Genomic DNA, 23,254 nt, shown 5'->3' with positions numbered 1-23,254 from the left:
CAATGGGCCGTGCCGAACGCATCCGAGGAGGCCCGTTGACAGACAACCTCGACCTCGCCGCGAGCGCCCAGGAACTGGCCGACGCCGCGCCCGCCGGGTCGCTGGACCGTACCGCCGCGACGTCCGTGGCCATCACGCTGGCCACGACGCGTGACGCGGACCACGCCCGGCAGACGCTGGACGGGCTGTCGCCCGACGACGTGCGGCAGGCGGCGCTCCAGCTCTTCGACCGCCTCCGGGCCGGCTGACGAGCTCAGAGCGTGATCTCGTACTCGACCTGGTCGATCGGGTTGCCGTCGCCGAAGTCGTGGCCTCGCGTGGCGCCCGACTCGGTGAAGCCGTTCTTGGCGTAGAAGCGGCGCGACTGCGCGGTGTCGCGCAGCGTCCACAGGTGCGCGCGCCCGCAACCTCGCGCGCGCAGGGTGTCGAGCGTGGCCGCCATCAGCGTGCCGGCCGCGCCGCTGCCCCATGCCTCCGGGTGGTTGTAGAAGCCGAAGATCTCCACATCGCCGGGCCGCTCCGGCGAGGCGCCGAAGTACGAGTACGCCAGGGGGCGCCCGCCGGGGCGGGCGGCGAGCAGCGCCGTGTCCTGGGATTCCGGGTCGGCGAGTACGGCGTGCCACTTTCCGCGCCGGTGCGCGACCGCCTGCTCGAAGAACGCCGGGGCGAAGTACGGCCGGTACGCGACGGCCCATGCCTCCGCGTGGATCTCGCCCATCGCGTCGGCGTGCGCCGGGGTCGCCGGGAAGACGATGAAATCAGAAGACATGAGCGAAGCCTAGGGCTCACCTGACGGCGAAAATTCGCCAGGAATCGGGGTGAAACAATCTGGCGGGTCCGGACAGGTAGGGGATGTCGGACCCACCGGATGAGAGAAGGCAGCGTGACGCACCATGACCGCAGACAGCGCTTCGAGGTGATCGCGTCCGCGGCCTGTCGTCGGTGTCGCCGTACGCGGACTTCCTCATCGCCTACCAGTACGCCGCCTACCTGCGCGGCCCGTTCCTGGGGGTGATCCTCCTGCTGGGCGGGGTGGCCGCGGTGCGGCGGCCCGGCGTGGCGCTGCTGCCGTGGCGGCGGGCCTGCTGGTCGGCCCGGTCGCGGTGCTCGACTTCGACCACCGGTACGTGCTGCCGGTCGTCCCCGTCGCCTGCCTGGCCGCCCGCCCTGGTTCAGGCGCCCGGCGTACGCACCGGGCCCAGGCGGGCCTGAACGGCGCGGCGGGCGCGGCCGGGGGCGCGCGGGTCGCGGTGCAACTGGAGGGCGTGGTTGAGCGCCATGATCAGGCCCGTCAGCTCGAACGCCAGGTCGGCGGGGTCCGTGTCGCCCGGCAGGTCCCCGGCCTCCACCGCGCGCCCGGCCTCCTTGCGCAGCCGCGCGGCCCAGACGTCGAAGCGGACCTCGATCGCGTCCCGCACCGCCCCCTCCCGCCCGTCGAACTCGTGGGCGGCGGCCACGAAGAAGCAGCCGCCGGGGAACACCTCGCGTTCCAGGTAGGAGATCCACGCCTCGCAGAGGGCGGCCAGCCGCGGCAGCCCCGGCGTGGCCGTGACGACCGGCTCCCACACCTCGGCGCGGAACACCTCGCCCGCCCGCTCCAGCACCGCGAGCTGGAGCGCCTCCTTGGAACCGAAGTGCCCGAGCACGCCCGACTTGCTCATGCCGAGCTCGGTCGCGAGCCGGCCGATGGTGAGACCTTCCAGCCCTTCGAGGGAGGCGATGGCCACGGAGCGGTCGAGGATGGCGGAGCGGGTGGTGAGCGCGTCGGCGACGGACCTGCGGGGGCTCATGGGCCCATCATGCGGGTTCGGGGGCGCGGGACGAAATCCATGGCGGCCACTTTAGCGTCCGAACGTTCGGTTGCTATAGTCGCCGGGCATGAACGGATCGCGCATCGTCGCCACCGGCCACTACCAGCCCGCCAAGGTGCTGACCAACGACGACCTCGCCGCCATGGTGGACACCAGCGACGAGTGGATCACCCAGCGGGTGGGCATCCGCACCCGCCACGTCTCCGCCCCCGGCGAGGGGGTGCCGGAGCTGGCCGCGAACGCCGCGGCCAAGGCGCTGGCCGCCGGCGGCCTGGACGCCGCCGACATCGACCTCGTGCTGGTGGCGACCTGCACCCAGCTCGACCGCGCGCCGAACGTGGCCGCCATCGTCGCCGCCCGCCTCGGCGTGCCGGGCGCGGCGGTCATGGACGTGGGCGTGTCGTGCTCGGGCTTCACGCACGCGCTGGCCGTGGCCGACCACACGATCCGCGCGGGCGCGGCCAGGCACGCGCTGGTCATCGGCGCCGACACGATGACGGCGGTCACCGACTGGACCGACCGCACCACGTGCGTGCTGACCGGCGACGGCGCCGGGGCCGCCGTGGTGAGCGCGGCGCCCGCGGCGGAGATCGGACCGGTCGTCTGGGGCTCGTTCCCCGAACTGGGCGACGCGGTGCGCATCGGGGGCACGCCCACCCGCTTCGCCCAGGAGGGGCAGGCCGTCTACCGCTGGGCCACCACCAAGCTGCCCGCCATCGCCCGGCAGGCGTGCGAGCGCGGCGGGGTGGCGCCCGAGGAACTGGCCGCCGTGGTCCTGCACCAGGCGAACCTGCGCATGATCGAGCCCATCGCCGAGCGCATCGGCGCGGTCAACGCGGTCGTGGCCCGCGACGTGGTCGACTCGGGCAACACCTCCGGGGCGAGCGTGCCGCTGGCGCTGTCCAAGCTGGTGGAGCGCGGGCAGGTGCGGCGCGGCGCGCCGATGCTGCTGTTCGGCTTCGGCGGCAACCTGTCGTACGCGGGGATGGTCGTCCGCTGCCCCTGACCCGGGAGAGCTACCCGCGCAGGTGGCCGACCAGGCGCGCGACCTGCTCCGCGTAGTACGCGGCGAACTCGGGCGAGGCCGGGTCCAGCCCCGTGACCGCCCGCGCGAGCTGCGGGAACGACACCCCGGCCGCGGTCATGGCGAACAGGGCGAGCAGCACGGCGGGCGGGTCGACGTCGGCCGGCAGCTCGCCCGCCTCCTGCCGGCGGCGCAGGTGCTCGGCCTCGCGCCGGAAGTCCTCCTCCATGTCCGCGGCGGGCGGCCCGTCGTCGGTGAGGCCCTGCCAGACCATGAGCCGGCCGTAGTCGCGATGGGCGGAGTTGGCCCGGACGTATCCGGCGACGAGGTCGGCCAGCGTGGCGCCGGGGTCGGCGAACATCCCCTCCTCACGCTGCCAGCTCCCCGTCAGGGCCTGGTAAAGGCCCTCCTTGCCGCCGAAGTAGTACGAGATGAGCTGCTTGTTGACCCCGGCGCCGGCCGCGATCTCGCTCACCCGAGCCCCGGCGAACCCCTTGGCCGCGAACTCCCGCAACGCCGCCTCCAGGATGCGCGCCTTGGTGCGCTCGGGGTCGCGCTGCTTCTCCTCTGGTGCTCGTCTCACTCCCGAAGACTATCATCCATCCAGATGGTTGACAGAATCATCCGTAAGGTTGATAGTCGTTCTCATGAGAGACGACATCGCGATCATCGGCGGCGGTATCGGCGGGCTCTGCCTGGCCCAGGGGCTGCGCAAGGCGGGCAAGAACGTGACCGTCTACGAGCGGGACCGCACCCCCGGCGACCGGGTGCAGGGCTACCGCGTCCACATCGACCCGAACGGCGCCCGCGCGCTCCACGACTGCCTGCCGCCCGAGCTGTGGCGGGCGTTCCTGGCCACCACCGGTCGGGGCGGCCAGGACTTCGGCTTCCTCACCGAGCAGCTCGGCCTCCTCACCCTGATCGAGACGCCCCCGGCGGCCGACCCGGCCGACGACCACCACTCCGTCAGCCGCATCACGCTGCGCCAGGTGCTGCTGTCCGGGCTGGAGGACGTGGTGCGCTACGGCAAGACCTTCGAGCGCTACGAGCGACTGCCCGACGGGCGGACCGAGCTCTTCTTCGCCGACGGCTCCACCGCGCGGGCCGACGTGGTGATCGCCGCCGACGGCGGCAACTCCCGCGTGCGGGCGCAGTACCTCCCGCACGCCCTGCGCGTGGACACGGGCATCACCACCGTGGCCGGCAAGTTCCCGCTGACGGAGGAGACCCGGCGGCTCATCGCGCCCCGGCTGTCCGACGGGCCGAACAGCATCATCCCGCCCAAGGGCATGGGCATGTTCGTGGCCCCGCACGACGTGGCCGGGCTCGCCCCGGTGGACGGCATCGGCGTGACCGAGCAGGACGGCGCGCTGATGGACAACACCAGCGCCTACATCCTCTGGGCGGTCGGCGCGGGGCAGGGCCGCTTCCCCCGCGACGTCGCCGAGATGTCCGGCGAGCGGCTCAGGGACACGGTCGAGCGCATGATCGGCTCCTGGCACCCGGACCTGCGCCGGATGGTCGCCATGTCGGACCCGGACACCGTCTCCCTGCTGCCGATCCGCACCTCGATCCCGATCGACCCGTGGCCCGCCTCCACCATCACCCTGCTCGGCGACGCCATCCACAGCATGACGCCGATGCGCGGCATCGGCGCCAACACCGCGCTGCGCGACGCCCGCCTGCTGTTCCAGGCGCTGACCAGCGGACGCGAGACCGTGGAGGCCATCGCCTGGTATGAGAACCAGATGCGGGAGTACGGCTTCGCGGCCGTGCGCGACTCGCTGAACGCGGCCCGGCAGTTCGTGGGCGAGAGCGTGCTGGGGCGGCTCGGGTTCAAGACGTTCCTGCGCACGGCGCAGCGGTTCCCCCGGCTGAAGGAGAAGGCGTTCTCCTAGGGTGTCCCCGGCATGCGGGCGGCGGGGAGAATGGGGACCCGACGACGGAGACCGCCGGGGGGAGGACAGGATGCGGATCGGGATCCTGGGGCCGCTCCAGGTGGCGGGGGCCGCGGTCAAGGGCGCCCGGGTGCGGGCGCTGCTGGCGCGGCTGGCGCTGGACCCCGGACGCGTGGTGACGGCCGACCGGCTGATCGGCGACCTGTGGCCGGAGGCGGCGCCGGAGCATCCCACGGCGGCGTTGCAGTCGCTGGTGTCCCGCACGCGGCGCGAGGCGCCGGGGATCGTGGCCTCGCATCCGGCCGGGTACGCGCTCGACGTGCCGGCCGCCGAGGTGGACGCGTGGGAGTTCGAACGGCTCGTACGGGCCGGCGAGGCGCGGGCGGCCCTGCGACTGTGGCGGGGGGCGGCGCTCGCGGACGTGGCGGCGATGCCGTTCGCGGCCGGACCGGCGGCTCGGCTGGAGGAGCTGCGGCTGACGGCCCTGGCCACGCGCATCGCCGCCGACCTGGCGCGGCACGACGACACGGCGCAGGCGGGGCGGCCGGGCAGGAGCCACGAGGCGGCGCCGGCGGGCGATCCGGGAGGCGGTGTCGAGGAGGTGGTCGCCGAGCTGCGGGCGCTGGTGGCCGAGCACCCGGTGCGGGAGCCGTTCCATGTGCTGCTCGTCCGCGCGCTGGTCGCGGCCGGGCGGCGAAGCGAGGCGCTGGAGGCGTTCGAGCGGGCCCGGGCCGGCCTCGCCGACGAACTGGGCGCCGACCCCGGACCCGCGCTGCGCGAGGCACACCTGACGGCACTGCGCGAGGAGCCCGCCGGCACCGGCGCCACGAGGGAGAGCCCCATTGGCACCCCCACCACTCCCGAGAGGTCCGCCGACACCCGCACCACTCGCCAGAGGCCCGCCCCGGCCCCCGGCCACGTGAGCTCGGGCCGCGCCTCTCGGGTAACGCCCGGCGGCGTGCCCGTGGAGGAGCCCGCGGGCGGGCGGATGCCGGCCCGGATGACGAGCTTCGTGGGCAGGTCGCACGACCTCTCCCGGCTCCGCGCCCTGCTCACGGCCCCGACACCCGGCGACGGCGCGCGGCTCGTGACGCTCGTGGGCCCCGGTGGGGCGGGCAAGACTCGGCTGGCCGTCGAGACGGCCGACACGTTCGACGGCACGGTGTGGCTGGTCGAGCTGGCCGCCGCCGGAGCGGTGCGCACCGCGGTCGAGGGCGCGCTGCGGACGACCGACGCCGTGACGGCGCTGCGCGGCGCCCGCAATCCGCTGGTCGTGCTCGACAACTGCGAGCACCTGGTCGAGGACGCCGCCCGGGAGGCGCACCGGCTGCTCGGCGCGGTCCCCGGGCTGAGGATCCTGGCCACCAGCCGGGAGCCGCTGGACATCCCCGGCGAGACGCTCCACCGGGTGCTGCCGCTGGAGGAGGCGGCGGCCGTGGAGCTGTTCCGCGACCGCGCCGCCGCGGCGCGGCCCGACGCGCGGATCGAGGCCCGCGACGCGGCCCGGATCTGCCGCGAGCTCGACGGCGTGCCGCTGGCCATCGAGCTGGCCGCTGCCCGGCTGCGGACCATGCCCGTCGCGCAGCTCGTGCGCGGGCTCGGCGACCGGCTCGCCTTCCGCGGCGGCCGGACCGCCGAGCCGCGGCACCGCACGCTGCGCGCGGTCATCGACTGGAGCTGGGAGCTGCTGTCGGACGCGGAGAGGGAGCTGCTGCGCGCGTTCACGGTGTTCGCGGGCGGCGCGAGCGCGGACGCCGTCGTACGGGTCTGCGGGCCGCGAGTCGCGTCACACGGCAAGGAGGACGGCGCGGGGTACGGCAAGGCGGACGGCGCAAGGTACGGCGCGGGGTACGGCAAGGCCGGCGAAGGCGACAGGGGCCGCGACGGCGGCGCAAGCGGCGAAGGCGGCGGCGAAGGCGGTGGCGACGTGCTCGACGTGCCGGCGTCGTTGGTGGACAAGTCGCTCATCGGCCTGTCCGGCGACCGCTACACGATGCTGGAGACCATCAGGCAGTACGCCGCCGCCGACCTGCCCGACGTGCGTCGCGCCCACGCGCGGTACTACACGCTGCTGGCCGAGGAGGCCGGTCCCGGACTGCGGACCGGCGGGCAGCTCCACTGGCTGGCCGTGCTGGACGCCGAGCAGGGCAACCTGGACGCCGCCCTCGAACGCACCGACGACCCGCTCCGGCTCTTCCTGGCCCGGCTGTGGCCGTGGAGCATCCGGGGACGGCGCGCGGAGGCGGCCGGGTGGGCGGCGGAGGTGCTGGCGCGGGTGGGCGGCACGCCGCCGGCGGGCCGGGAGCTGGCCCACGGGCTCTGCCGGCTGATCACGGGCACCCCAACGCGCGCCCCGGCGGACGACCGGTCGCGCGACCCAGCGGGCGACGGGGCGGGCGACCCGGCAGACGACCCGGCGGACGACGCCGTACGGCTCTCGGACCATCCCGCGGCGGTGGCCTCGTTCGCGTTGATGCCGGTCCCGCCGCCCGACGTCGTGGAGCTCGCCGAGGCGACCGCCGAGCGGCTGCGCGACCACCCCGACCCGTGGACCAGGGCCGCGGCCCAGCTCATGCGCGGGCTCACGCGGTTCGAGTTCGGGGCGGCCGCCGAGGCCGGCGAGCCGCTGCGGGCGGCGCTGGCCGGGTTCCGGGAGACCGGCGACCGGTGGGGGCTGTCGTACGCGCTGCACTGGCTGTCGCTGGACGCCGAGAACCAGGGCGACGACGCGCGGGCCATCGCCCTCGCCATGGAGGGCGCGCGGCTGGCCGGGGAGATCGCCGGGCTGGAGGCGCCGCAGGGGCCGATCCTCTTCCTCGCCCGGCTGGGCCGCCTCCAGGCCCGCACGGGTGACCTCGCCGGCGCCGCCGCCACCCTGACCCGGGCCGAGGAGTTCGCCCGCCGCGCCGCCGGCCGCCCGCCGGGGAGCCTCCGGGACGGCGAACCGAAAGGGCCCACGGAGGGCGAACCGGGGGCGCTCGGGCAGGGCGACCCGGGGGCGCTCCGGCAGGGCGACCCGGAGGCGCTCCGGCAGGGTGATCCCCTGGCGGTGGCGCGGGTGCTGCACGCGCGGGCCGAGCTGGCCCGCCGGTCGGGCGATCCACAGGAGGCGGCCCGGCTGCTGCACTCCGCCCTGACGCTGCTGGACGGCGCGCCCCCGCAGTTCGAGGCGCTGGTGCACGTCGAGCTCGCCCGCGTGTCGGCCGACCCCTGGCCGCCGCTGCGCCGCGCCCTGGAGCTCATGGACGCCTCGCCGGACCGCACGGTCCGCGCGACCGTGCTGGAGGGCGCGGCCGAACACTGCGACCCGCCGCTCGCCGCCGAGCTGGCCGGCGCCGCGCGGGCGCTGCGCGGCGGGGCCGTGACCGGGGACACCGAGCTGCTCGCCCGCTGCCGTGACGCCCTGGGCGAGGACGTCCTTCAACGGGCGCTGGACAGGGGCGCCGCGATCCCCCACCCGGAGAGGTACGCGCTGAGCCCGCTCTCGTCGCCGTGATAGCCGATGTACCCGTCGGGGCGCACGAGGACGACGCCCTCCTGGCCGTCGAGCGGCGGGTGGACGCGCACCGCGTCCCCGTGGTCGCGGCCGGTCGCGGCGAACAGCGTGAAATGCGTCCCGCGCTGCGCGTCGAGATGCCCGCCGAGACGCTCGCCGCCCCGCTCGCCCTCCGACAGGGGGCTGTCGGGGTAGCCGATCGCGAGCTGGTCGGTCTCGCCGCCGCGCTTGTGCTCGCGTTCGCGGTACAGGCGCGTGCTGAGGCCGAGCACGTCGGCGGCGACCTCCATGCGCTCGTGCTCGTAGGTGTCGAGCAGCCGCTCCCCGCCGAGGGCGAGCTTCCAGCCGAGGTTGTACGCGTCCTGCACGCCGGTGTTGAGGCCCTGGCCGCCCGCCGGCGAGTGGACGTGCGCGGCGTCGCCCGCGAGGAAGACGCGGCCGATCCGGAACCGCTCGGCCATCCGGACGTTGACCCGGTGCTCCGAGCGCCAGATCACCTCGTCCAGCGTGACGTGCGGCGCGTGCCCGGCCAGGATCCGGCGCGGGTCGTCCTCGCCGGTGTAGGGCGCGACGAGCTGGAACACGTCGGTGCCGGGCAGCGGGCACAGGCTCACGTGGAGCACCTTGGCGGCCATGTCGCCCCACAGGTGCCAGTGGTCCCGGTCGAGGCCGCGGGTCCTGACGTCCGCCAGCACCGTCCGGTCGCTCTCGTGGGTGTCCCCGAGGAAGCCGACGCCGAGCAGCTTGCGCACGGTGCTGCGACCGCCGTCGGCGGCCACGAGGTGGGCGCAGCGGACGCGCTCGCCGGTGGCCAGCGTGGCCGTGACGCCCTCGGCGTCCTGCTCGACGGCGGTGACGCCCGCGCCGTACTCGACGTGCCCGCCCAGCTCGGCGAGGCGGTCGCGGAGGATCCGCTCGGTGCGCCACTGCGGCTGCATAACGAGGTTCGGGTACGGCACCTCGGGGGACGGCTCGCGCGGCTCGTCCATCCGCCCCTCCCAGACGACCTGCTCGCCCTGGTAGCTCCGGAGGGGCGGGTAGGCGCCGCCGGTGGCGAGGATCTCGTCGACGACGTCGAGGTCGTCGAACACCTCCAGCGTCCGCGGCTGGAGCCCCTTGCCGCGCACCCCCTCGGCGGGGCCGGACGAGCGCTCCACGATCCGGAAGGCGACGCCGCGGCGGGCCAGCTCGATGCCCAGGGTCAGTCCCGTCGGCCCGGAGCCGACGATCAGCACGTTTGTCATGTCCCCCACCTTGCAGGGGGGCTCTGCCACGGCTCTGCCATCCCGCTGTCACGGCGCCGCGGCACGGCCGGGCAGCACACGAGCTTCCGTACCGGGCCGTAATACGCGAATGTGGGTGACATCTTTCCACGGCTAAGTGAGGAGACCAGTGGCCGACCCAGTCACGCTCGACACGCGGGGCAGCGACTTCGCGCGCCTCTCCAGGAGGATCGCGGAGGCCGGACTGCTCGACCGGCGTCCGGTCTACTACGCCGTACGGTTCTGCCTGGCCGTGGCCGCCTACGCCGGGGCGTGGGCCCTGTTCTGGTGGGCCGGCGACTCATGGCTGCAACTCCTCGTCGCCGCGGTGCTCGCCGTGGTGTTCGCGCAGTTCGGCTTCCTCGCCCACGACCTCGGGCACCGCCAGGTGTTCCGGACCCGCCGGCCGGGCGACATCGTGGGGCTCGTGATCGGCGACCTGTGCATCGGCCTCGGCTGGGGCTGGTGGAACGCCAAGCACAACCGCCACCACGCCAACCCCAACCACGACGACCACGACCCCGACGTGTCGCCGGCGGTCATCGTCTGGTCGTCCGACCAGGTCGGGCGGAGCCGGGGGCTGCCGCGGTTCGTGGCGCGGTGGCAGGCGTTCCTGTTCTTCCCGCTGCTCACGCTGGAGGCGTGGCACCTGCACGTGGCCAGCTTCCGGGCGCTCGGCAACCCGGAGCTCAAGCGGCGCTGGATCGAGCTGGCCCTGCTGACGGCGCACTTCGCGGCCTACTTCGGCGTCGTGTTCGCGACGTTGTCGCCGGTCAGGGCCGTGGCCTTCCTGCTCGTCCACCAGGGGCTGTTCGGCCTCTACCTGGGCTCGACGTTCGCGCCGAACCACAAGGGCATGCCGATGTTCACCAAGGCCGACAAGCTCGACTTCCTGCGCAAGCAGGTGCTGACCTCGCGCAACGTCAGAGGCGGCCCGCTGCGCGACGTGCTGTTCGGCCAGCTCAACTACCAGATCGAGCACCATCTGTTCCCGAACATGCCGGCGCCCAACCTGCGCCACGCCCAGCCGATCGTGCGCGACTACTGCGCGTCCATCGGCGTGGACTACCTGGAGACGGGCGTGCTGGAGTCGTACGGCCAGGCGCTGCGGCACCTGCACGACGTCGGCGCCCCCCTGCGCGCGGCTTCCGCGAGCCCGTGAGCCCGTGAGCCCGGAGGTCAGTTCTGGCCGAGGCGGCGGCGCAGCTCGTCGCGCCGCCGCTCCAGGTCGGCGATCAGCTGCTCCTGGTCGTCCGCCATGGCGATCATGGAGCCGATCTCGATCGGGTCGGTCGCCCCGAGCTCGCCGATCTGCTGGCGGACTTCCTTGTTCTCCGTGCGCAGCCGCACCAGGTCCTCCTCGACCTGCCGCAGCTCATCCTCAGTGCTCATCCTCCTGATCTACCCAGCGGGAGGCCGCCCGCACGTCGCCGTCGGCTCTCGCCGGTGGCCGGGCCACCGCGGCCCCCATGGACAATGGGGCCATGCGCGAATCCCGGACCGGCACCCCCGTCTCGGTCGGCGTGGTCGCCGTCGTGCTCGGCGTCACGCTGGTCACGGCGCTGGTCGGGCCGCACCCGCCGCTGAACGCGCTGGACCTGATCCTGCCCCTGGCCGCCGGGGCCGCCACACTGGCGCGGCTGCGCCACCCGGTGGCGGCGCTGGTCGTCGTCACCGCGGCCGTCGTCGCCTACTATCCGTTCGCCCGGCTCGACGGCCCCCTGCTGGTCCTGCTGTTCGTCGTGCTCTACACCACCGCCGACCGGGGCCACCTGGTCGCGGCCGGCGCGGTGGGCGCCGCCGCGCTGCTGGCCCTCGGCTTCGGCGAGAGCGGCGACGTCCGGCACATCGACGACAGCATGTTCCTGTCCATCATGGGCTGGGTGGTGGCCTGCATCGCGTTCGGCGGCGTCACCCGCAACCGCCGCGCCTACCTCCAGGAGGCCGAGCGGCGGGCGCGGGAGGCCGAGCACGGCAGGGAGGCGGAGGCCAGGCGGCGGGCCGGCGAGGAGCGGCTGCGCATCGCCCGCGAGCTGCACGACGTGCTCGGCCACAACATCTCCATGATCAATGTGCAGGCCGCGGCGGCGCTGCACGGGCTGAAGAAGCGGCCCGAGGAGGCCGAGACGGCCCTGCGCACGATCAAGGAGACGAGCAAGGAGACACTGCGCGAGCTGCGGACCACGCTCGGGGTGCTGCGGCAGGTGGACGAGGCGGCGCCGACCGGGCCGGCCGACAGCCTGGCCCGCGTGGACGCGCTGGTCGCCGCCACGGGGCTGTCGGTGCGCACCGAGCTGTCGGGGCCGCTCGGCGACGTGCCCACGGAGATCGACCTGGCGGCGGCGCGCATCGTCCGGGAGGCGCTGACGAACGTCTCCCGGCACTCCGGGACGAACGCGGCCACGCTCACCATCACCAACGAGTCCGGACATCTCGTGATTCGGGTGGAGGATGATGGCCCGGGGGCCACGTACACCGAGGGCAGTGGCTTCGGCGTGCTGGGCATGCGTGAGCGCGCCGCCGCGCTGGGGGGCACCCTGGAGGCGGGCCCCCGCCCCGAGGGCGGCTTCCGCGTCGTCGCCGACCTCCCCCTGCGCGGCTGACCCCTGTCCGCCGTGAACGGCACCACCCCGAACGGAGCTCGATGATCCGCGTACTGCTCGCCGACGACCAGACCCTCGTGCGCGCCGGATTCCGCTCCATCCTGAGCGACGAGGACGACATCGACGTGGTCGCCGAGGCCCCCGACGGCGCCGAGGCGGTGGAGCAGGCCGGGCGGCACCGCCCCGACGTGGTGCTCATGGACATCCGCATGCCCCGCCTCGACGGCCTGGAGGCCACCCGCCGCATCGTCGCCGACCCCCGCCTGGCGGACGTCAAGGTGATCATCCTGACCACGTTCGACCTCGACGACTACGTGTACGGGGCGCTGCGGTCGGGCGCGAGCGGCTTCCTGGTCAAGGACACCGAGCCGGCCGAGCTGATCCACGCCGTGCGGGTCGTGGCCCGCGGCGACGCGCTGATCGCCCCCGCCATCACCCGCCGGCTCATCGCCGAGTTCGCCGGCCGCGTGCGGCGGCCCGAGCCGGGACCACAGCTCAACGCCCTGACCGAGCGCGAGCGCGAGGTCATGACACTGGTGGCGGCCGGCCTGTCCAACGACGAGATCGCGGCCCGGCTCGTGCTCAGCCCCGCCACGTCCAAGACCCACGTCAGCCGCATCATGACCAAGCTGGGCGCGCGCGACCGGGCCCAGCTCGTGGTGATGGCCTACGAGGCGGGCATGATCACCCCGGGCTGGCTGACGCCCTGACCCCCGGGGCGCGTACCTCCCGGGTGGTACGTCCAGCGCCCCCTGTCACCCGGCGGAGTACGCCAGGTGCCCGCGCGGGCATGACGCCGCGCGGCGAACCGTCACCGCAGGATCGTGAGCCATGGAAACCGTGGACCTCGCCCGCCTGCAGTTCGCCCTCACCGCCGGGGCGCACTTCCTGTTCGTCGCGCTGACCCTCGGTCTCGCGACGCTGGTGGCCGTCGTGCAGACCTGGGCGACGCTCACCCGCAACCCGGTCCACCTGCGGATGACCAGGTTCTGGGGGCAGCTCTACATCATCAACTACGCGATGGGCATCGCCACCGGCCTCGTCATGGAGTTCCAGCTCGGGCTGACGTGGAGCGGGCTGACGGAGTTCGCGGGCAACACCTTCGGCGCCTCGCTGGCGATCGAGACGCTGGTGGCCTTCTTCCTGGAGTCCACGTTCCTGGGGCTGTGGATCTTCGGCTGGAACAAGCTGAACCGGTGGGCCCACCTGGCGGCGATCTGGGTCGTGACGCTCACGGCGTACGCCTCGGCGTTCTGGATCCTCGTCTCCAACGGCTTCCTGCAGCACCCGGTCGGCTACGAGCGGGCCGGCGGCGTGCTGCGGCTGACCGACTTCGGCGCGATGGTCGCCAACCCCACCGCCCAGGTCGCGTTCTTCCACGTGCTCGGCGGCGCCATGGTCACGGGCGGCTTCTTCGTGGCCGGGGTCAGCGCGTACCACCTGCGCAGGCGCACCGCCGAGCAGGACCTGTTCCGCAAGTCGCTGCGGATCGGGATCGGCGTCGCACTGCCCGCGACCCTGTTCACCGCGACGTTCGGCGGGATCGGCTTCGAGACGCTCCAGCCGGCCAAGGCCGCCGTGTGGAGCGGGGACGCCGCGCGCATCGCCGCGGCGCAGGCCGAGCTGGCCGCCGCCCACGGCCCCGGCGACTACCTGCCGCCGGCCGGCTGGGTGCAGACCGGCGCCCTGACGATGCTGATCGCCTTCGCGGTGATGTTCTTCTTCTCCGGGCTGAGCGCCGTGCTCATGCTCATCCGGCCCGCCGTGCGGAGCCTGCGGGTGTGGCACCGGCTGCTGACCCTGATGATCCCGGTGCCGTTCGTGGCCATGCTGGGCGGCTGGGTGTTTCGCGAGATGGGCCGCCAGCCCTGGGCGGTGTACGGCCTGCTGACCACGGAGCAGGCGATGTCGCCGCTCACGGGGGCGCAGATGCGGGTCTCGCTGACCGCGTTCGTGACCGTGTTCGCCGCGCTGATCGTGACCAACTACCTCCTGCTGGCCCGGGCCGCCCGGCGCGGGCCGGACGCGGTGACGCTGGGCGACCGGCCGCTCGACGCCCCACCCACCGAACCCGCCCTGTCCCTCTGAGGACCGGCCTGCCCTGCCCCGTCCCTTCGAGGACCTCTGAGGAGTCCCGTCATGGAGATCTTCGTCCTGGCCTTCTTCGCGCTCGGCTACCTCGTCCTGGGCGGCGCCGACATCGGCGTCGGCATGGCGTTGCCGTACCTCGGCCGCGGCGCGGGCGAGCGGCGCGAGGTGATCGCCGCGATCGCGCCGTTCTTCCTCGGCAACGAGGTGTGGCTGGTGGCCATGGCGGGGGTGCTCGCGGGGCTCTTCCCCGAGCTGGAGGGCGAGCTGCTCAGCGGCAACGTCGCGGTGGTGGTGCCGCTGCTGCTGTCATGGGTGGTGCGCGACATGGGGTTGTGGCTGCGGGGCCGGGTGCCCGGCGTCCGCTGGCGGGGCTTCTGGGACGGCGCGATCGTCGCCGGGAGCTGGGGACTGGCGCTGAGCCTGGGGGTGCTGCTCAGCGACGTGCTGCTCGGCCTGCGCGGGCCGGTCGCGCTGCTGCCCGCCCTGCTGGTGGCGGTGGTGCTCGGCGCGCACGGGCTGGCCTTCGCCGCGCTGCGGCTGCGCGGCGAGCTGCGGCGGCGGGCCGCCGTGCTGTCCGGGGGCTCCGGCGAGGCGCGCACGTACGCGCTGACCGCCGCCGCGCTCGTGGTGGTCGGGGTGCTGGGCGGGCTGCGGCTGCCGCTGACGGCCGGTCCCACGGCGTCGCTGCTCACCCCGGTGATCCTCGTGGTGACGCCGCTGCTGGTCGCCGCGCAGGCGTGGGTCTGGTGGACCTTCCGGCACCGGGTGACCGGCCCGTCCTACCTGTGAGCGCTCATCTGCGGCGCGGATGGGTGAAGGAGTCGTCCGACTTCACCGAGGCGTCCTCCGGCGCCACCTCGGCGGGCGAGGCACGCAGCCACCGGCACCCGTGCGGGCCGAGCGGCAGGCGCACGACCCCCTTGTCCGAGACCTCGGTGGTGCCGTCCACGAGCAGGTCGGTGAGCCGGTAGTTCTCCAGGCCGTCCAGCTTCAGCTCCACGTCCTCGGCCGTCCTGCCCAGGTTGTGCAGGGCGATCACCGACGCGCCGTCGGCGTCGCAGCGGTGCGCCAGCACGTGCGGGGTGCCCGGGTCGAGCACCGTGTGCCGGCCCCAGGCCAGCTCCGGGCACTCGCGGTAGCGCTCGATGAGGAGCTGGATCCAGCGCAGCAGGGAGTCCGTCTCGCGCTTCTGGTCCGCCACGTTGACGCGGTCCGGCCCGAAGGGACCGTCCGGCATCTTCCGCACCGGCTCGGCCATGGTGAAGCCGCCCTCGCTCGACCACTGCATGGGGGTGCGCACCGCCATCCGGCCCTCGGCGTCGAGGTTCTCCCCCATGCCGATCTCCTCTCCGTAGAACAGCACCGGTGTGCCAGGCAGCGAGAAGAGCAGGCTGTAGGCCATCTTGATCCGCCGCAGGTCGCCGCCGAGCATGGCGGGCAGCCGGCGGCGCAGCCCCCGGCCGAAGATCTGCATGTCCTTCTCGGGGCCGAACGCCTGGAAGATCTCCTGGCGCTCCTCGTCGGTGAGCTTGTCCAGCGTCAGCTCGTCGTGGTTGCGCAGGAACGTCGCCCACTGGCAGTCCTTGGGCGGCCTGGGCCGCGCCTTGAGCGCCGCGGCCAGCGGCTCGGCCTCTCCCCTGGCCAGCGCCAGCCAGGCGCTCTGCATGCCGATGAAGTCGAAGCACATGGTGACCTGGTCGCCCAGCCCGTCGCCGAAGTAGCCCAGCAGCTCCTTGTAGGGCACGTTGACCTCGCCGAGCAGGATCGAGTCGCCCTTGCGCCGCGTCATGAAGGCCCGCAGGTCGGCCAGGAACTCGTGCGGGTCGGCGAGCTTCGGCTCGACGTTCTCGATGAGGAACGGCACCGCGTCCACCCGGAAGCCCGACAGCCCGAGCTCCATCCAGAAGCCGAGGATCCGCGCGATCTCGTCACGGACCTCCGGGTTGGCCACGTTCAGGTCGGGCTGGTGCTTGTAGAAGCTGTGCAGGTAGTACTGGCCCGACCCCTTGTCGTACTGCCAGATGCTGTTCTCCTTGTCGGGGAAGACCACCATGCTCGGGTCGTCCGGCTCGGGCTTGTCGGACCAGACGTACCAGTCGCGGCGCGGCGAGTCCTTGCTCTTGCGCGCCTCCTTGAACCACGGGTGCTGGTCGGAGGTGTGGTTGACGACCAGGTCCGCGATGACTCGCAGCCCCCGGTCGTGAGCGGTCCGCATGAACTCCACGAAGTCGCCGAGCGTGCCGAGCCGGGGGTCGATGGCGTAGAAGTCCGTGATGTCGTAGCCGTCGTCCTTGTTGGGGGTGGGGTAGAACGGCATGAGCCACAGGCACGTCACCCCCAGGCCCGCCAGGTAGTCGATCTGCTGCGTCAGCCCGCGGAAGTCGCCGATGCCGTCACCGTTGCCGTCCTTGTACGTCTCCACGTCCAGGCAGTAGATGACGGCGTTCTTCCACCACAGATCCGAGGTGTACGTCAGTCGCATGGGCCGCCTTTACCCAGAGGATCGCCCGGAATGCCCGGCCTCTCCCGGGGAAGCAGGCAACGCCACTAAGGTCTGACCCACACGATCCCCCAGGAGGGCACGATGAGCGACCACGCGATCACCTTCGACCTGATCGACGTCGACAAGGACGGCCGCATCTCGGCCGAGGAGCTGGTGCGGCTGATGGAGGTCCTGGGGCAGCCGATCAGCCTGGAGCGGGCCCAGGCCGGGGTGGCCCGGCTGGACCAGGACGGCGACGGGCTGATCGACCTGGAGGAGTTCGGCGCGTTCCTCAAGGACTGACGCGTGAACGGCGGTCAGAGGCCGGGGAACATGGAGTCGTCTCCCACGTCATCTTGACGACCTCGTTGAGCCGGCTGGCGTCGTGGCCGTGGGCCTCCAGGCCCGCCCGGCGATTCCCGCCGGAATCGCCGGGTCCGTACGGCGCGCTCAGTCTCCCTGGAGGTACACCTGGCCGAAGACCTCGGCCAGGGCCTTGAGGTCGGTCGCGGCGTCCACCTCGGGCTTGGCCGGGTCGTAGAGCGTGGCCAGGCGGGGGCGGACCTCGGCGAGCTTCTTGAGCTGGTCCCAGGTGGCGTTGGCCGCCCACTTCTCGCCGTACAGGCGGCTGACCTGGCCCTGCTCGTTCTCGGAGCGGCTCGGCAGCGTGACGGTCTCGGCGGCGTCGTCCTGGATCGGGCTGGCCACGTGCTCGGTGACGGCCTTGGTGACCTGCTCGCCGGTGAGCTGCGGCGCGCCGACCGTGGTCAGCGTGGTGTCCTCGCTGGCGATCTGCGCGTACGCGTCCCAGGCCCGGGCCCGCACCTGCACCCACTGGTTGCGCTGCGCCGTGGCGGCGTCGATCTTCCAGGTGGCGTACTCGGTGCCGAGGTGGGCGCCGTCCAGGGCGAGCTGGTCGATCCGGCCCTTGGCGAGCCAGGCGCCGATCCGCTCGGGGTCGAGCAGCGGGTGCTTCTGGGTCATCGCGGTCTTGCAGGCGTCGTCGGCGCCGCAGCCGAACAGCGGCACCGCCGTGCGCGCGGCCAGCTTGCGGCCCGGGGCGAGCTTGCGCAGCCGCGCGGTCGTCTCGTTGACGAACGTGTCCATCTCGTCGGCGCTCCGGAACGTCTGCCCGGTCCCGAGCTGCCGGGTGAAGCGGATGCCCACGACGCCCGGCTGCGCGGCCAGCGCCGCGACCCGCTGGGTGGCCTCGTCGAGCTTGCCGGCCTTCCAGTCGTCGGCCAGCTCGGCGTCCACCCACACCCGCAGGCCCGCCGCGACGGCGGTCTTGACGGCCTGGCCGGTGGTGCTCTCCATGGCCGTGGAGATCTGCTCGGCCGACAGGCCCTCCGGCGAGACGAAGCACTCCTCGCCGGCCTTGCACTCGGGAGTGCCGCCGTCCTCGGCGCCCTCGACGTCCGGCTCGCCGCCCTCGTGGGCCTGGCCGTCGCCCACCCCGTCGTTCTCCAGCGGCGGGCAGACGTTGCCGGGGTCCTTGCAGTTGACGCCGATGCCGTCGACCGGGCCGGCCGACTCCATCCGCTCGCCGTCGTTGGCCAGCCACCAGCGGGCGATGTCCAGCGCCTCGTCCGGCGTCGCCATCCACCGGCACACCACGTACGCGGGGGTGTCGCCGGACATCAGGTCGTTGCAGCTCCGGGGATCGTCCTCCGACCACGCGGGGACGCCGATGCCGAGCAAGGAGAGGGCGAGTCCTAGGACGAAGATCTGCCGCAGTCGTCGACGTCGCATCGAGGCGCCTTACGTGAGGGGTGATCGTCGGGCATTCAGCACGATATCGGGATGATCAATAACGTTCAATGAGATCAGGCGGTCTTGACCGCTTTTCTGACCGATGTCGTGTTATTTCTGACCACCGATAACCAGGAGACAGCCCCCGCGAAGACCGGGCAGAATGGGCCCGTTTGTCAAAAGGGGGCAATCACGGTGCGCGGACACTTCCAGGATCTCGGTCTGCTGCGTGACCGGCGGTTCACGTTACTGCTGGCCGCGCGGACCATCTCGGTGCTCGGCAGCGCGTTCGCCCCCGTGGCCCTCGCCTTCGGCGTCCTCGACCTGCCCGGGGCCGACGCGACCACGCTGTCGGTGGTGCTCACCGCCGAGTCGCTGCCGATGGTCCTGTTCATGCTGGTCGGCGGGGTGATCGCGGACCGCTTCCCGCGGCACCTGGTGATGACGGCCGGCGAGGCCGCCAACGCGCTGGCCTTCTTCGCCCTGGCCGCGATGATGCTCACCGGCTGGACCCCGCTGCCCGCGCTGGCCACCGCCGCGGCGCTCAGCGGCGTGTCGATGGCGGTGCTGTTCCCCGCGCTGACCGGCATCATCCCGGAGGTGGTGCCGGCCGAGCGGCTGCAGACCGGCAACGCCCTGCTCGGGCTGGGCGCCAACGTCTCCCGGGTGGCCGGGGCCGTCTTCGGCGGCGGCACGGTGGTGCTGTTCGGCGGCGGCTGGGCGCTGGCGGTGAGCGGGCTGATGTTCGCGGTGGCGGGCGGGCTGATCGCGGCCCTGCGGCTGACGCCCGGCGAGCGGCCCGCCGGTCCGCGCCACTCGGTGCTGGCCGACCTGCGCGACGGCTGGCGGGAGTTCAGCTCGCGGCAGTGGATCTGGGTGGTGGTCGCGCAGTTCTCGGTCCTGGTGATGGCGCTCCAGGCCGGCCACGGCGTGCTGGGGCCGCTGCTGGCCAAGGAGAGCCTGGGCGGGCCGCTGGTCTGGTCGGCGTTCCTGACCGGCGAGGCGGTCGGCACGATCGCCGGGGTGCTCGTGTCGCTGCGGCTGCGGCCGTCGCGCCCGATCCTGCTCGGCACCCTGCTGTGCCTGCCCACCGCCGCGCCGTACCTGCTGCTCGGGCTGGGCGCCCCGGTGTGGACCATCGTGGCCGCCTCGTTCGCGCTGGGCGTCTGCTTCGACGTCTTCGGCGTGCTGTGGCAGACCACCATGCAGCGGGAGATCCCGCCGGAGGCGCTGTCGCGGGTCAGCTCGTACGACGCGCTGGGGTCGCTGATGTTCGGCCCGCTCGGGCTGATGCTGGCCGGGCCGGTGGCGGCGCTGGTCGGCACCCGGGAGGCGCTGCTCGGCTGCGCCGCGCTGGTCGTGCTCTCGACGCTGGCGGCGCTGCTGTCGCCGGGGGTGCGCAACCTGCGCGCCCCGGCACCGGACCCGGCCGCGGAGGGCGTCTCAGGCTGACCGCCCGCGGAAGGTCTCAGGCCGACCGGCCGCGGAAGAAGGCGTTGGCCCGGGGCTGGAACATGAGCGTCACGGCCCCCAGCACGGCCAGCAGGTGCAGGGTCCGGCTGCCCGCGAAGACGAAGTCCATCGGGCCCCAGGCGGCGACCGCGGCCCCGATCGAGCCGCCGTCCAGCAGCCACCGCACCGGCTCGACCACCAGCGACAGCGTGCCGAAGATCCCGAGGCCGACGGCCAGCGTCAGCCGCGCCCAGTTCCGCCCCTCCCGCAGCCGCAGGGCGAGGAGCACGGCCGCCGCGAACACCCCCAGCCGGAACGCGATCTGGGGCAGCAGCTCGCCGAACGCCGTGCCGGACGACAGTAACTCCGTGACGATCAGCACGGCCTCGAAGGCGCCGGCCGCGACGGCGAAGAGCCACAGCGACATGGCCGCGATCACGGCGGGCGGCGCCTGCCCGGCCGGCACGGGACGGGGCGCGGACGGCTGGCTGAGGGTGGACGTGCGGCTCATGGGATCCTCCTTGGGGTTCTCCTGAAGTCTGCGCCGATCACCCGTCCCGATCAGGCCCGCCGTCCCCCGAAACCGGGGTACGGCCCGCCCTACCGGCGCCCGCGCTCACGCGGTGTGACGGCACCGTGCGGACGGCGATAATCGACGCATGGCCGCTGAATCCGCCCAGACACTGGAGCGCGGGCTCCGCCTGCTGAGGCTGCTCGCCGACGGCAAGGGCGGGCGCACCCCCACCGAGCTGAGCCACGAACTCCAGCTCAGCCGCCCGGTCGTCTACCGGCTGCTCACCACGCTGTCGAGCGAGGGCTTCGTGCGCCGCGACGCCGAGGGCCGGGCGCACCTGGGCTTCGGGGTGCTGGTGCTGGCGCAGGCGGTGCAGCCGCTGCTGCGCGCGGCGGCGCTGCCCGCGCTGCGGCGGCTGGCCGAGCGGGTGGGCGCGACCGCGCACCTGACGGTGGCCGAGGGCGACGACGGGCTGGCCGTGGCCGTGGTGGAGCCGTCGTGGACGCACATGCACGTGGCCTACCGGGAGGGCTCGCGCCATCCGCTCACCAAGGGCGCCGCGGGGCGGGCGATCCTCGCGCTGCGCGAGGGCCGCTCGGACTACTTGGTGACGGAGGGGCAGTTGCAGGAGGGCGCCCGCGGCATCGCCGCCCCGGTGACCGGGCTGCCGTGGCTGGAGGCGTCGGTGGGAGTGGTGACGTTCGGGCCACTGGACGAGTCGGCGGGCCCGCTCGTGGTCGAGGCGGCGGCCGAGCTGGCCGGCGCCCTGGGTTGACATCTCCAGGACGATGGACGACGGTAATTACATATAGAGGACACTAACGTCCGATAAGCGGACACCAGCTCTGGGGAGGGCGGATGCCGTACTACCGCGTCGTGGGCGAGATCCCCCGCAAGCGCCACGTGCAGTTCAGAAGGCCCGACGGCGGCCTGTACGCCGAGGAGCTGATGGGCGAGGAGGGCTTCTCCTCCGACTCCTCGCTGCTCTACCACCGCCACCTGCCGACGGCCATCGTCAAGGCGGAGGCTGTCGCCCAGACCACCGGCGCCCAGACCACCGGCGCCCAGACCACCGGTGCCCGCCTGGAGCCCAACCTGCCGCTGTCCCCGCGGCACTTCCGCACCCAGGAGCTCGGCAGCGCCGGCGACCTGGTCACCGGCCGGATCGTGCTGGCCGGCAACGGCGACGTCCGGTTGTCGTACGCCACCACCGACCAGCCGAGCGAGCTGTACCGCAACTCGATGGGCGACGAGTGCGTGTACGTGCAGAGCGGTCGCGTCCGGTTCGAGTCCACGTACGGCGCCATCGACGCCCGCGAGGGCGACTACGTGGTCGTGCCCACCGGCACGATCCACCGCTGGGTTCCCGAGGGACGGGTCAACGCGCTGGCCATCGAGGCCGCCGGCCACATCAGGCCGCCCAGGCGCTACCTGTCGCAGTACGGCCAGTTCCTGGAGCACGCCCCGTACTCCGAGCGCGACCTGCGCGCCCCGGCCGAGCCGCTGCTCGCCGAGGGCGAGGAGGTGCCGGTGCTGGTGCGCACCCGGGGCGGGCTGACCCGGCTGTTCTACCGCAACCACCCGTTCGACGTGGTGGGCTGGGACGGCTGCCTCTACCCGTACGCCTTCAACATCGAGGACTTCGAGCCGGTCGTGAAGAAGACCCACGCCCCGCCGCCGGTCCACCAGACGTTCGAGGGGCCGGGGTTCGTGGTCTGCTCGTTCTGCCCGCGCCCGCTGGACTTCCACCCCGAGTCGGTGCCGATCCCGTACAACCACCACAACGTCGACTCCGACGAGTTCATGTTCTACGTCGGCGGCGACTACTCCGCCCGCAGGGGCTCCGGCATCGACGTCGGGTCGGTGTCGCTGCACCCCGCCGGCTTCACCCACGGGCCGCAGCCCGGCGCGGTCGAGGCGGTCATCGACGCGGTCTCCCGCGGGGTCACGACCACCAGCGAGATGGCCGTCATGGTCGACACCTTCCGCCCGCTCGACCTCGGGCCGGGCGCGCTGGCCTGCGAGGACACCGACTACGCCTGGACGTGGGCGCGATGAGCACCGCCGTCCTGTTCACCGCCCTGGTGGACGACGCGGGGCTGTTCCCGCCGACGTCGCTGCACATGTCCGAGGCGCTGGCCCGCCACCGCCGCGACCAGGAGCACGGCGGGACGGTGCTGACCCATCGCTTCCTGTGCCCGGCCGACCGGATCGACGCGCTGCACCGCGAGGACTTCACGCCCCGGCGCATCGGCCTGATCCTGCACACGCCCGAGCCGCCGCCGTTCGACGACCTGCCGGTGGACATCGTGGAGGCGGTCCTGCCGCCCGAGACGTCCGTGGCCGCGTTCGCCCAGCGGCTGACCGGCCGGCTGCCGCAGGGCGTGCGGCTGTTCGTGGAGGTGCCGCCGCATCGCTTCAGCGGCGACGTCCCGGAGGGGGTCGGGCTCAAGGTGCGCTGCGGCGGCGCGAGCGCCGAGGCGTTCCCGCCGGTCGAGCACCTCGCCGCGTTCATCCGCTCGTGCGCCGAGCAGGACATCCCGTTCAAGGCCACGGCCGGGCTGCACCACGCCGTACGCCACTTCGACCCCGCGCTCGGCACCGACCGGCACGGGTTCCTCAACCTGGTGCTGGCCGTCTGCGAGGCCGTCGAGCGGCGCGACCCCGCGCAGGTGCTGCGCACCACCGACGCCGCCCGGCTGGTGGCGCTGGCCCGGACGGTGCCGCCCGAGACCGCCAAGCGCGCCCGCGAGCTGCTGGTGAGCTACGGCTCGTGCAACACCGCCGCGCCGCTGGCCGACCTGCGCGAGCTCGGCCTGATCCCCGAGTGACCCGCCGGCCGGTGGGCAGGGTGAGTCCCGATGTCGAC

Annotated in this window: 23 protein-coding genes; 15 read left to right on the top strand and 8 right to left on the bottom strand. The window is 73.5% G+C overall.

Annotation, left to right across the window (positions count from 1 at the left end; translation table 11 throughout):
• Window positions 1-35: 35 nt before the first annotated feature.
• Window positions 36-248 (top strand): hypothetical protein, encoded by a 213-nt coding sequence (locus HD595_RS21065; RefSeq protein ID WP_175594816.1) that lies wholly within the window; start codon window positions 36-38, stop codon window positions 246-248.
• A gap of 5 nt (window positions 249-253) precedes the next feature.
• Here HD595_RS21065 and HD595_RS21060 read toward each other — a convergent pair whose 3' ends face one another.
• Complete coding sequence (locus tag HD595_RS21060) at window positions 254-769, bottom strand: GNAT family N-acetyltransferase (RefSeq protein ID WP_253771547.1); 516 nt, start codon at window positions 767-769, stop codon at window positions 254-256.
• A gap of 173 nt (window positions 770-942) precedes the next feature.
• Between HD595_RS21060 and HD595_RS21055 the strand changes: the two genes are divergently transcribed.
• Entirely contained in the window at window positions 943-1,212 is a 270-nt protein-coding gene (locus HD595_RS21055; protein WP_253771545.1) for a hypothetical protein, read from the top strand.
• Here the strand turns inward: HD595_RS21055 and HD595_RS21050 are convergent.
• Window positions 1,173-1,790: a TetR/AcrR family transcriptional regulator gene (locus HD595_RS21050; protein ID WP_253771544.1), complete on the bottom strand. Its 618-nt coding sequence runs from the start codon at window positions 1,788-1,790 to the stop codon at window positions 1,173-1,175. The genes HD595_RS21055 and HD595_RS21050 overlap by 40 nt on opposite strands.
• A gap of 88 nt (window positions 1,791-1,878) precedes the next feature.
• On the opposite strand from HD595_RS21050, the gene HD595_RS21045 reads away from it, so the two are divergent.
• Window positions 1,879-2,817 (top strand): beta-ketoacyl-ACP synthase 3, encoded by a 939-nt coding sequence (locus HD595_RS21045; RefSeq protein ID WP_253771542.1) that lies wholly within the window; start codon window positions 1,879-1,881, stop codon window positions 2,815-2,817.
• 10 nt (window positions 2,818-2,827) lie between these two features.
• Here the strand turns inward: HD595_RS21045 and HD595_RS21040 are convergent, their stop codons facing one another.
• A complete protein-coding gene (locus tag HD595_RS21040) occupies window positions 2,828-3,418 on the bottom strand; it encodes a TetR/AcrR family transcriptional regulator (RefSeq protein ID WP_253771540.1) in 591 nt (196 codons plus the stop codon).
• Window positions 3,419-3,482: 64 nt separating this feature from the next.
• On the opposite strand from HD595_RS21040, the gene HD595_RS21035 reads away from it, so the two are divergent.
• Both HD595_RS21035 and HD595_RS21030 read left to right on the top strand, forming a co-directional pair.
• A complete protein-coding gene (locus HD595_RS21035; protein ID WP_253771538.1) occupies window positions 3,483-4,733 on the top strand; it encodes an FAD-dependent oxidoreductase in 1,251 nt (416 codons plus the stop codon).
• A gap of 70 nt (window positions 4,734-4,803) precedes the next feature.
• Window positions 4,804-8,229, top strand: coding sequence for an AfsR/SARP family transcriptional regulator (locus HD595_RS21030; RefSeq protein ID WP_253771536.1), 3,426 nt, complete (start codon window positions 4,804-4,806; stop codon window positions 8,227-8,229).
• On the opposite strand, the gene HD595_RS21025 is transcribed toward HD595_RS21030, so the two are convergent.
• Window positions 8,154-9,473, bottom strand: a complete 1,320-nt coding sequence (locus tag HD595_RS21025) for an FAD-dependent monooxygenase (protein ID WP_253771534.1) — start codon at window positions 9,471-9,473, stop codon at window positions 8,154-8,156. The genes HD595_RS21030 and HD595_RS21025 overlap by 76 nt on opposite strands.
• A gap of 148 nt (window positions 9,474-9,621) precedes the next feature.
• Here HD595_RS21025 and HD595_RS21020 point away from each other — a divergent pair, with 148 nt between their 5' ends.
• Window positions 9,622-10,653 (top strand): fatty acid desaturase family protein, encoded by a 1,032-nt coding sequence (locus HD595_RS21020; protein ID WP_253771532.1) that lies wholly within the window; start codon window positions 9,622-9,624, stop codon window positions 10,651-10,653.
• Between the two features lie 17 nt (window positions 10,654-10,670).
• On the opposite strand, the gene HD595_RS21015 is transcribed toward HD595_RS21020, so the two are convergent.
• Window positions 10,671-10,883: a hypothetical protein gene (locus HD595_RS21015; RefSeq protein ID WP_175594828.1), complete on the bottom strand. Its 213-nt coding sequence runs from the start codon at window positions 10,881-10,883 to the stop codon at window positions 10,671-10,673.
• Window positions 10,884-10,975: 92 nt separating this feature from the next.
• Between HD595_RS21015 and HD595_RS21010 the strand changes: the two genes are divergently transcribed.
• From HD595_RS21010 to HD595_RS20995, 4 genes are all read left to right on the top strand, one after another.
• On the top strand, window positions 10,976-12,094 hold the full coding sequence (locus HD595_RS21010; RefSeq protein WP_253771530.1) for a sensor histidine kinase: 1,119 nt from the start codon (window positions 10,976-10,978) through the stop codon (window positions 12,092-12,094).
• 41 nt (window positions 12,095-12,135) lie between these two features.
• A complete protein-coding gene (locus HD595_RS21005) occupies window positions 12,136-12,804 on the top strand; it encodes a response regulator transcription factor (protein ID WP_253771528.1) in 669 nt (222 codons plus the stop codon).
• 121 nt (window positions 12,805-12,925) lie between these two features.
• Complete coding sequence (locus HD595_RS21000; RefSeq protein WP_253771526.1) at window positions 12,926-14,182, top strand: cytochrome ubiquinol oxidase subunit I; 1,257 nt, start codon at window positions 12,926-12,928, stop codon at window positions 14,180-14,182.
• 51 nt (window positions 14,183-14,233) lie between these two features.
• Window positions 14,234-14,974 carry a cytochrome d ubiquinol oxidase subunit II gene (locus HD595_RS20995; protein WP_253771524.1) on the top strand — a complete coding sequence of 247 codons (741 nt, stop codon included), beginning with the start codon at window positions 14,234-14,236 and terminating at the stop codon, window positions 14,972-14,974.
• 4 nt (window positions 14,975-14,978) lie between these two features.
• Here the strand turns inward: HD595_RS20995 and HD595_RS20990 are convergent, their stop codons facing one another.
• Window positions 14,979-16,667, bottom strand: coding sequence for an alpha-amylase family protein (locus HD595_RS20990; protein ID WP_253771522.1), 1,689 nt, complete (start codon window positions 16,665-16,667; stop codon window positions 14,979-14,981).
• A 102-nt stretch (window positions 16,668-16,769) separates the two neighbouring features.
• On the opposite strand from HD595_RS20990, the gene HD595_RS20985 reads away from it, so the two are divergent.
• Complete coding sequence (locus HD595_RS20985) at window positions 16,770-16,970, top strand: EF-hand domain-containing protein (RefSeq protein WP_253771520.1); 201 nt, start codon at window positions 16,770-16,772, stop codon at window positions 16,968-16,970.
• Window positions 16,971-17,117: 147 nt separating this feature from the next.
• Here HD595_RS20985 and HD595_RS20980 read toward each other — a convergent pair whose 3' ends face one another.
• The gene (locus tag HD595_RS20980; RefSeq protein WP_253771518.1) at window positions 17,118-18,419 is read right to left on the bottom strand and encodes a hypothetical protein; all 1,302 of its coding nucleotides are present in this window, start codon (window positions 18,417-18,419) and stop codon (window positions 17,118-17,120) included.
• A 195-nt stretch (window positions 18,420-18,614) separates the two neighbouring features.
• Between HD595_RS20980 and HD595_RS20975 the strand changes: the two genes are divergently transcribed.
• On the top strand, window positions 18,615-19,871 hold the full coding sequence (locus HD595_RS20975; RefSeq protein ID WP_253771516.1) for an MFS transporter: 1,257 nt from the start codon (window positions 18,615-18,617) through the stop codon (window positions 19,869-19,871).
• 16 nt (window positions 19,872-19,887) lie between these two features.
• Here the strand turns inward: HD595_RS20975 and HD595_RS20970 are convergent, their stop codons facing one another.
• Window positions 19,888-20,382 (bottom strand): hypothetical protein, encoded by a 495-nt coding sequence (locus tag HD595_RS20970; protein ID WP_253771514.1) that lies wholly within the window; start codon window positions 20,380-20,382, stop codon window positions 19,888-19,890.
• Window positions 20,383-20,530: 148 nt separating this feature from the next.
• Here HD595_RS20970 and HD595_RS45950 point away from each other — a divergent pair, with 148 nt between their 5' ends.
• The 3 genes from HD595_RS45950 to HD595_RS20955 all read left to right on the top strand — a co-directional run bounded on the left by HD595_RS45950 (window position 20,531) and on the right by HD595_RS20955 (window position 23,216).
• Complete coding sequence (locus tag HD595_RS45950; protein ID WP_301309550.1) at window positions 20,531-21,160, top strand: helix-turn-helix domain-containing protein; 630 nt, start codon at window positions 20,531-20,533, stop codon at window positions 21,158-21,160.
• Window positions 21,161-21,243: 83 nt separating this feature from the next.
• A complete protein-coding gene (locus tag HD595_RS20960; RefSeq protein ID WP_253771513.1) occupies window positions 21,244-22,443 on the top strand; it encodes a homogentisate 1,2-dioxygenase in 1,200 nt (399 codons plus the stop codon).
• A complete protein-coding gene (locus HD595_RS20955; RefSeq protein WP_253771511.1) occupies window positions 22,440-23,216 on the top strand; it encodes a hypothetical protein in 777 nt (258 codons plus the stop codon). Before HD595_RS20960 ends, HD595_RS20955 begins: the two co-directional genes overlap by 4 nt.
• Window positions 23,217-23,254 lie beyond the last annotated feature (38 nt).

The organism is Nonomuraea roseoviolacea subsp. carminata, from assembly GCF_024172185.1.
Taxonomy (GTDB): Bacteria; Actinomycetota; Actinomycetes; order Streptosporangiales; family Streptosporangiaceae; genus Nonomuraea; species Nonomuraea roseoviolacea.
The sequence above is the reverse complement of the archived record's forward strand: the minus strand, read 5'-3'. Positions and strand labels throughout refer to the sequence as shown.

Bases quoted from the DNA above. Each gene is read 5' to 3' on its own strand.
- HD595_RS21060 (WP_253771547.1), bottom strand. From the start codon at position 769: ATGTCTTCTGATTTCATCGTCTTCCCGGCGACCCCGGCGCACGCCGAC.
- HD595_RS21050 (WP_253771544.1), bottom strand. From the start codon at position 1,790: ATGAGCCCCCGCAGGTCCGTCGCCGACGCGCTCACCACCCGCTCCGCC.
- HD595_RS21045 (WP_253771542.1), top strand. From the start codon at position 1,879: ATGAACGGATCGCGCATCGTCGCCACCGGCCACTACCAGCCCGCCAAG.
- HD595_RS21035 (WP_253771538.1), top strand. From the start codon at position 3,483: ATGAGAGACGACATCGCGATCATCGGCGGCGGTATCGGCGGGCTCTGC.
- HD595_RS21030 (WP_253771536.1), top strand. From the start codon at position 4,804: ATGCGGATCGGGATCCTGGGGCCGCTCCAGGTGGCGGGGGCCGCGGTC.
- HD595_RS21025 (WP_253771534.1), bottom strand. From the start codon at position 9,473: ATGACAAACGTGCTGATCGTCGGCTCCGGGCCGACGGGACTGACCCTG.
- HD595_RS21015 (WP_175594828.1), bottom strand. From the start codon at position 10,883: ATGAGCACTGAGGATGAGCTGCGGCAGGTCGAGGAGGACCTGGTGCGG.
- HD595_RS21010 (WP_253771530.1), top strand. From the start codon at position 10,976: ATGCGCGAATCCCGGACCGGCACCCCCGTCTCGGTCGGCGTGGTCGCC.
- HD595_RS21005 (WP_253771528.1), top strand. From the start codon at position 12,136: ATGATCCGCGTACTGCTCGCCGACGACCAGACCCTCGTGCGCGCCGGA.
- HD595_RS21000 (WP_253771526.1), top strand. From the start codon at position 12,926: ATGGAAACCGTGGACCTCGCCCGCCTGCAGTTCGCCCTCACCGCCGGG.
- HD595_RS20995 (WP_253771524.1), top strand. From the start codon at position 14,234: ATGGAGATCTTCGTCCTGGCCTTCTTCGCGCTCGGCTACCTCGTCCTG.
- HD595_RS20990 (WP_253771522.1), bottom strand. From the start codon at position 16,667: ATGCGACTGACGTACACCTCGGATCTGTGGTGGAAGAACGCCGTCATC.
- HD595_RS20985 (WP_253771520.1), top strand. From the start codon at position 16,770: ATGAGCGACCACGCGATCACCTTCGACCTGATCGACGTCGACAAGGAC.
- HD595_RS20980 (WP_253771518.1), bottom strand. From the start codon at position 18,419: ATGCGACGTCGACGACTGCGGCAGATCTTCGTCCTAGGACTCGCCCTC.
- HD595_RS20970 (WP_253771514.1), bottom strand. From the start codon at position 20,382: ATGAGCCGCACGTCCACCCTCAGCCAGCCGTCCGCGCCCCGTCCCGTG.
- HD595_RS45950 (WP_301309550.1), top strand. From the start codon at position 20,531: ATGGCCGCTGAATCCGCCCAGACACTGGAGCGCGGGCTCCGCCTGCTG.
- HD595_RS20960 (WP_253771513.1), top strand. From the start codon at position 21,244: ATGCCGTACTACCGCGTCGTGGGCGAGATCCCCCGCAAGCGCCACGTG.
- HD595_RS20955 (WP_253771511.1), top strand. From the start codon at position 22,440: ATGAGCACCGCCGTCCTGTTCACCGCCCTGGTGGACGACGCGGGGCTG.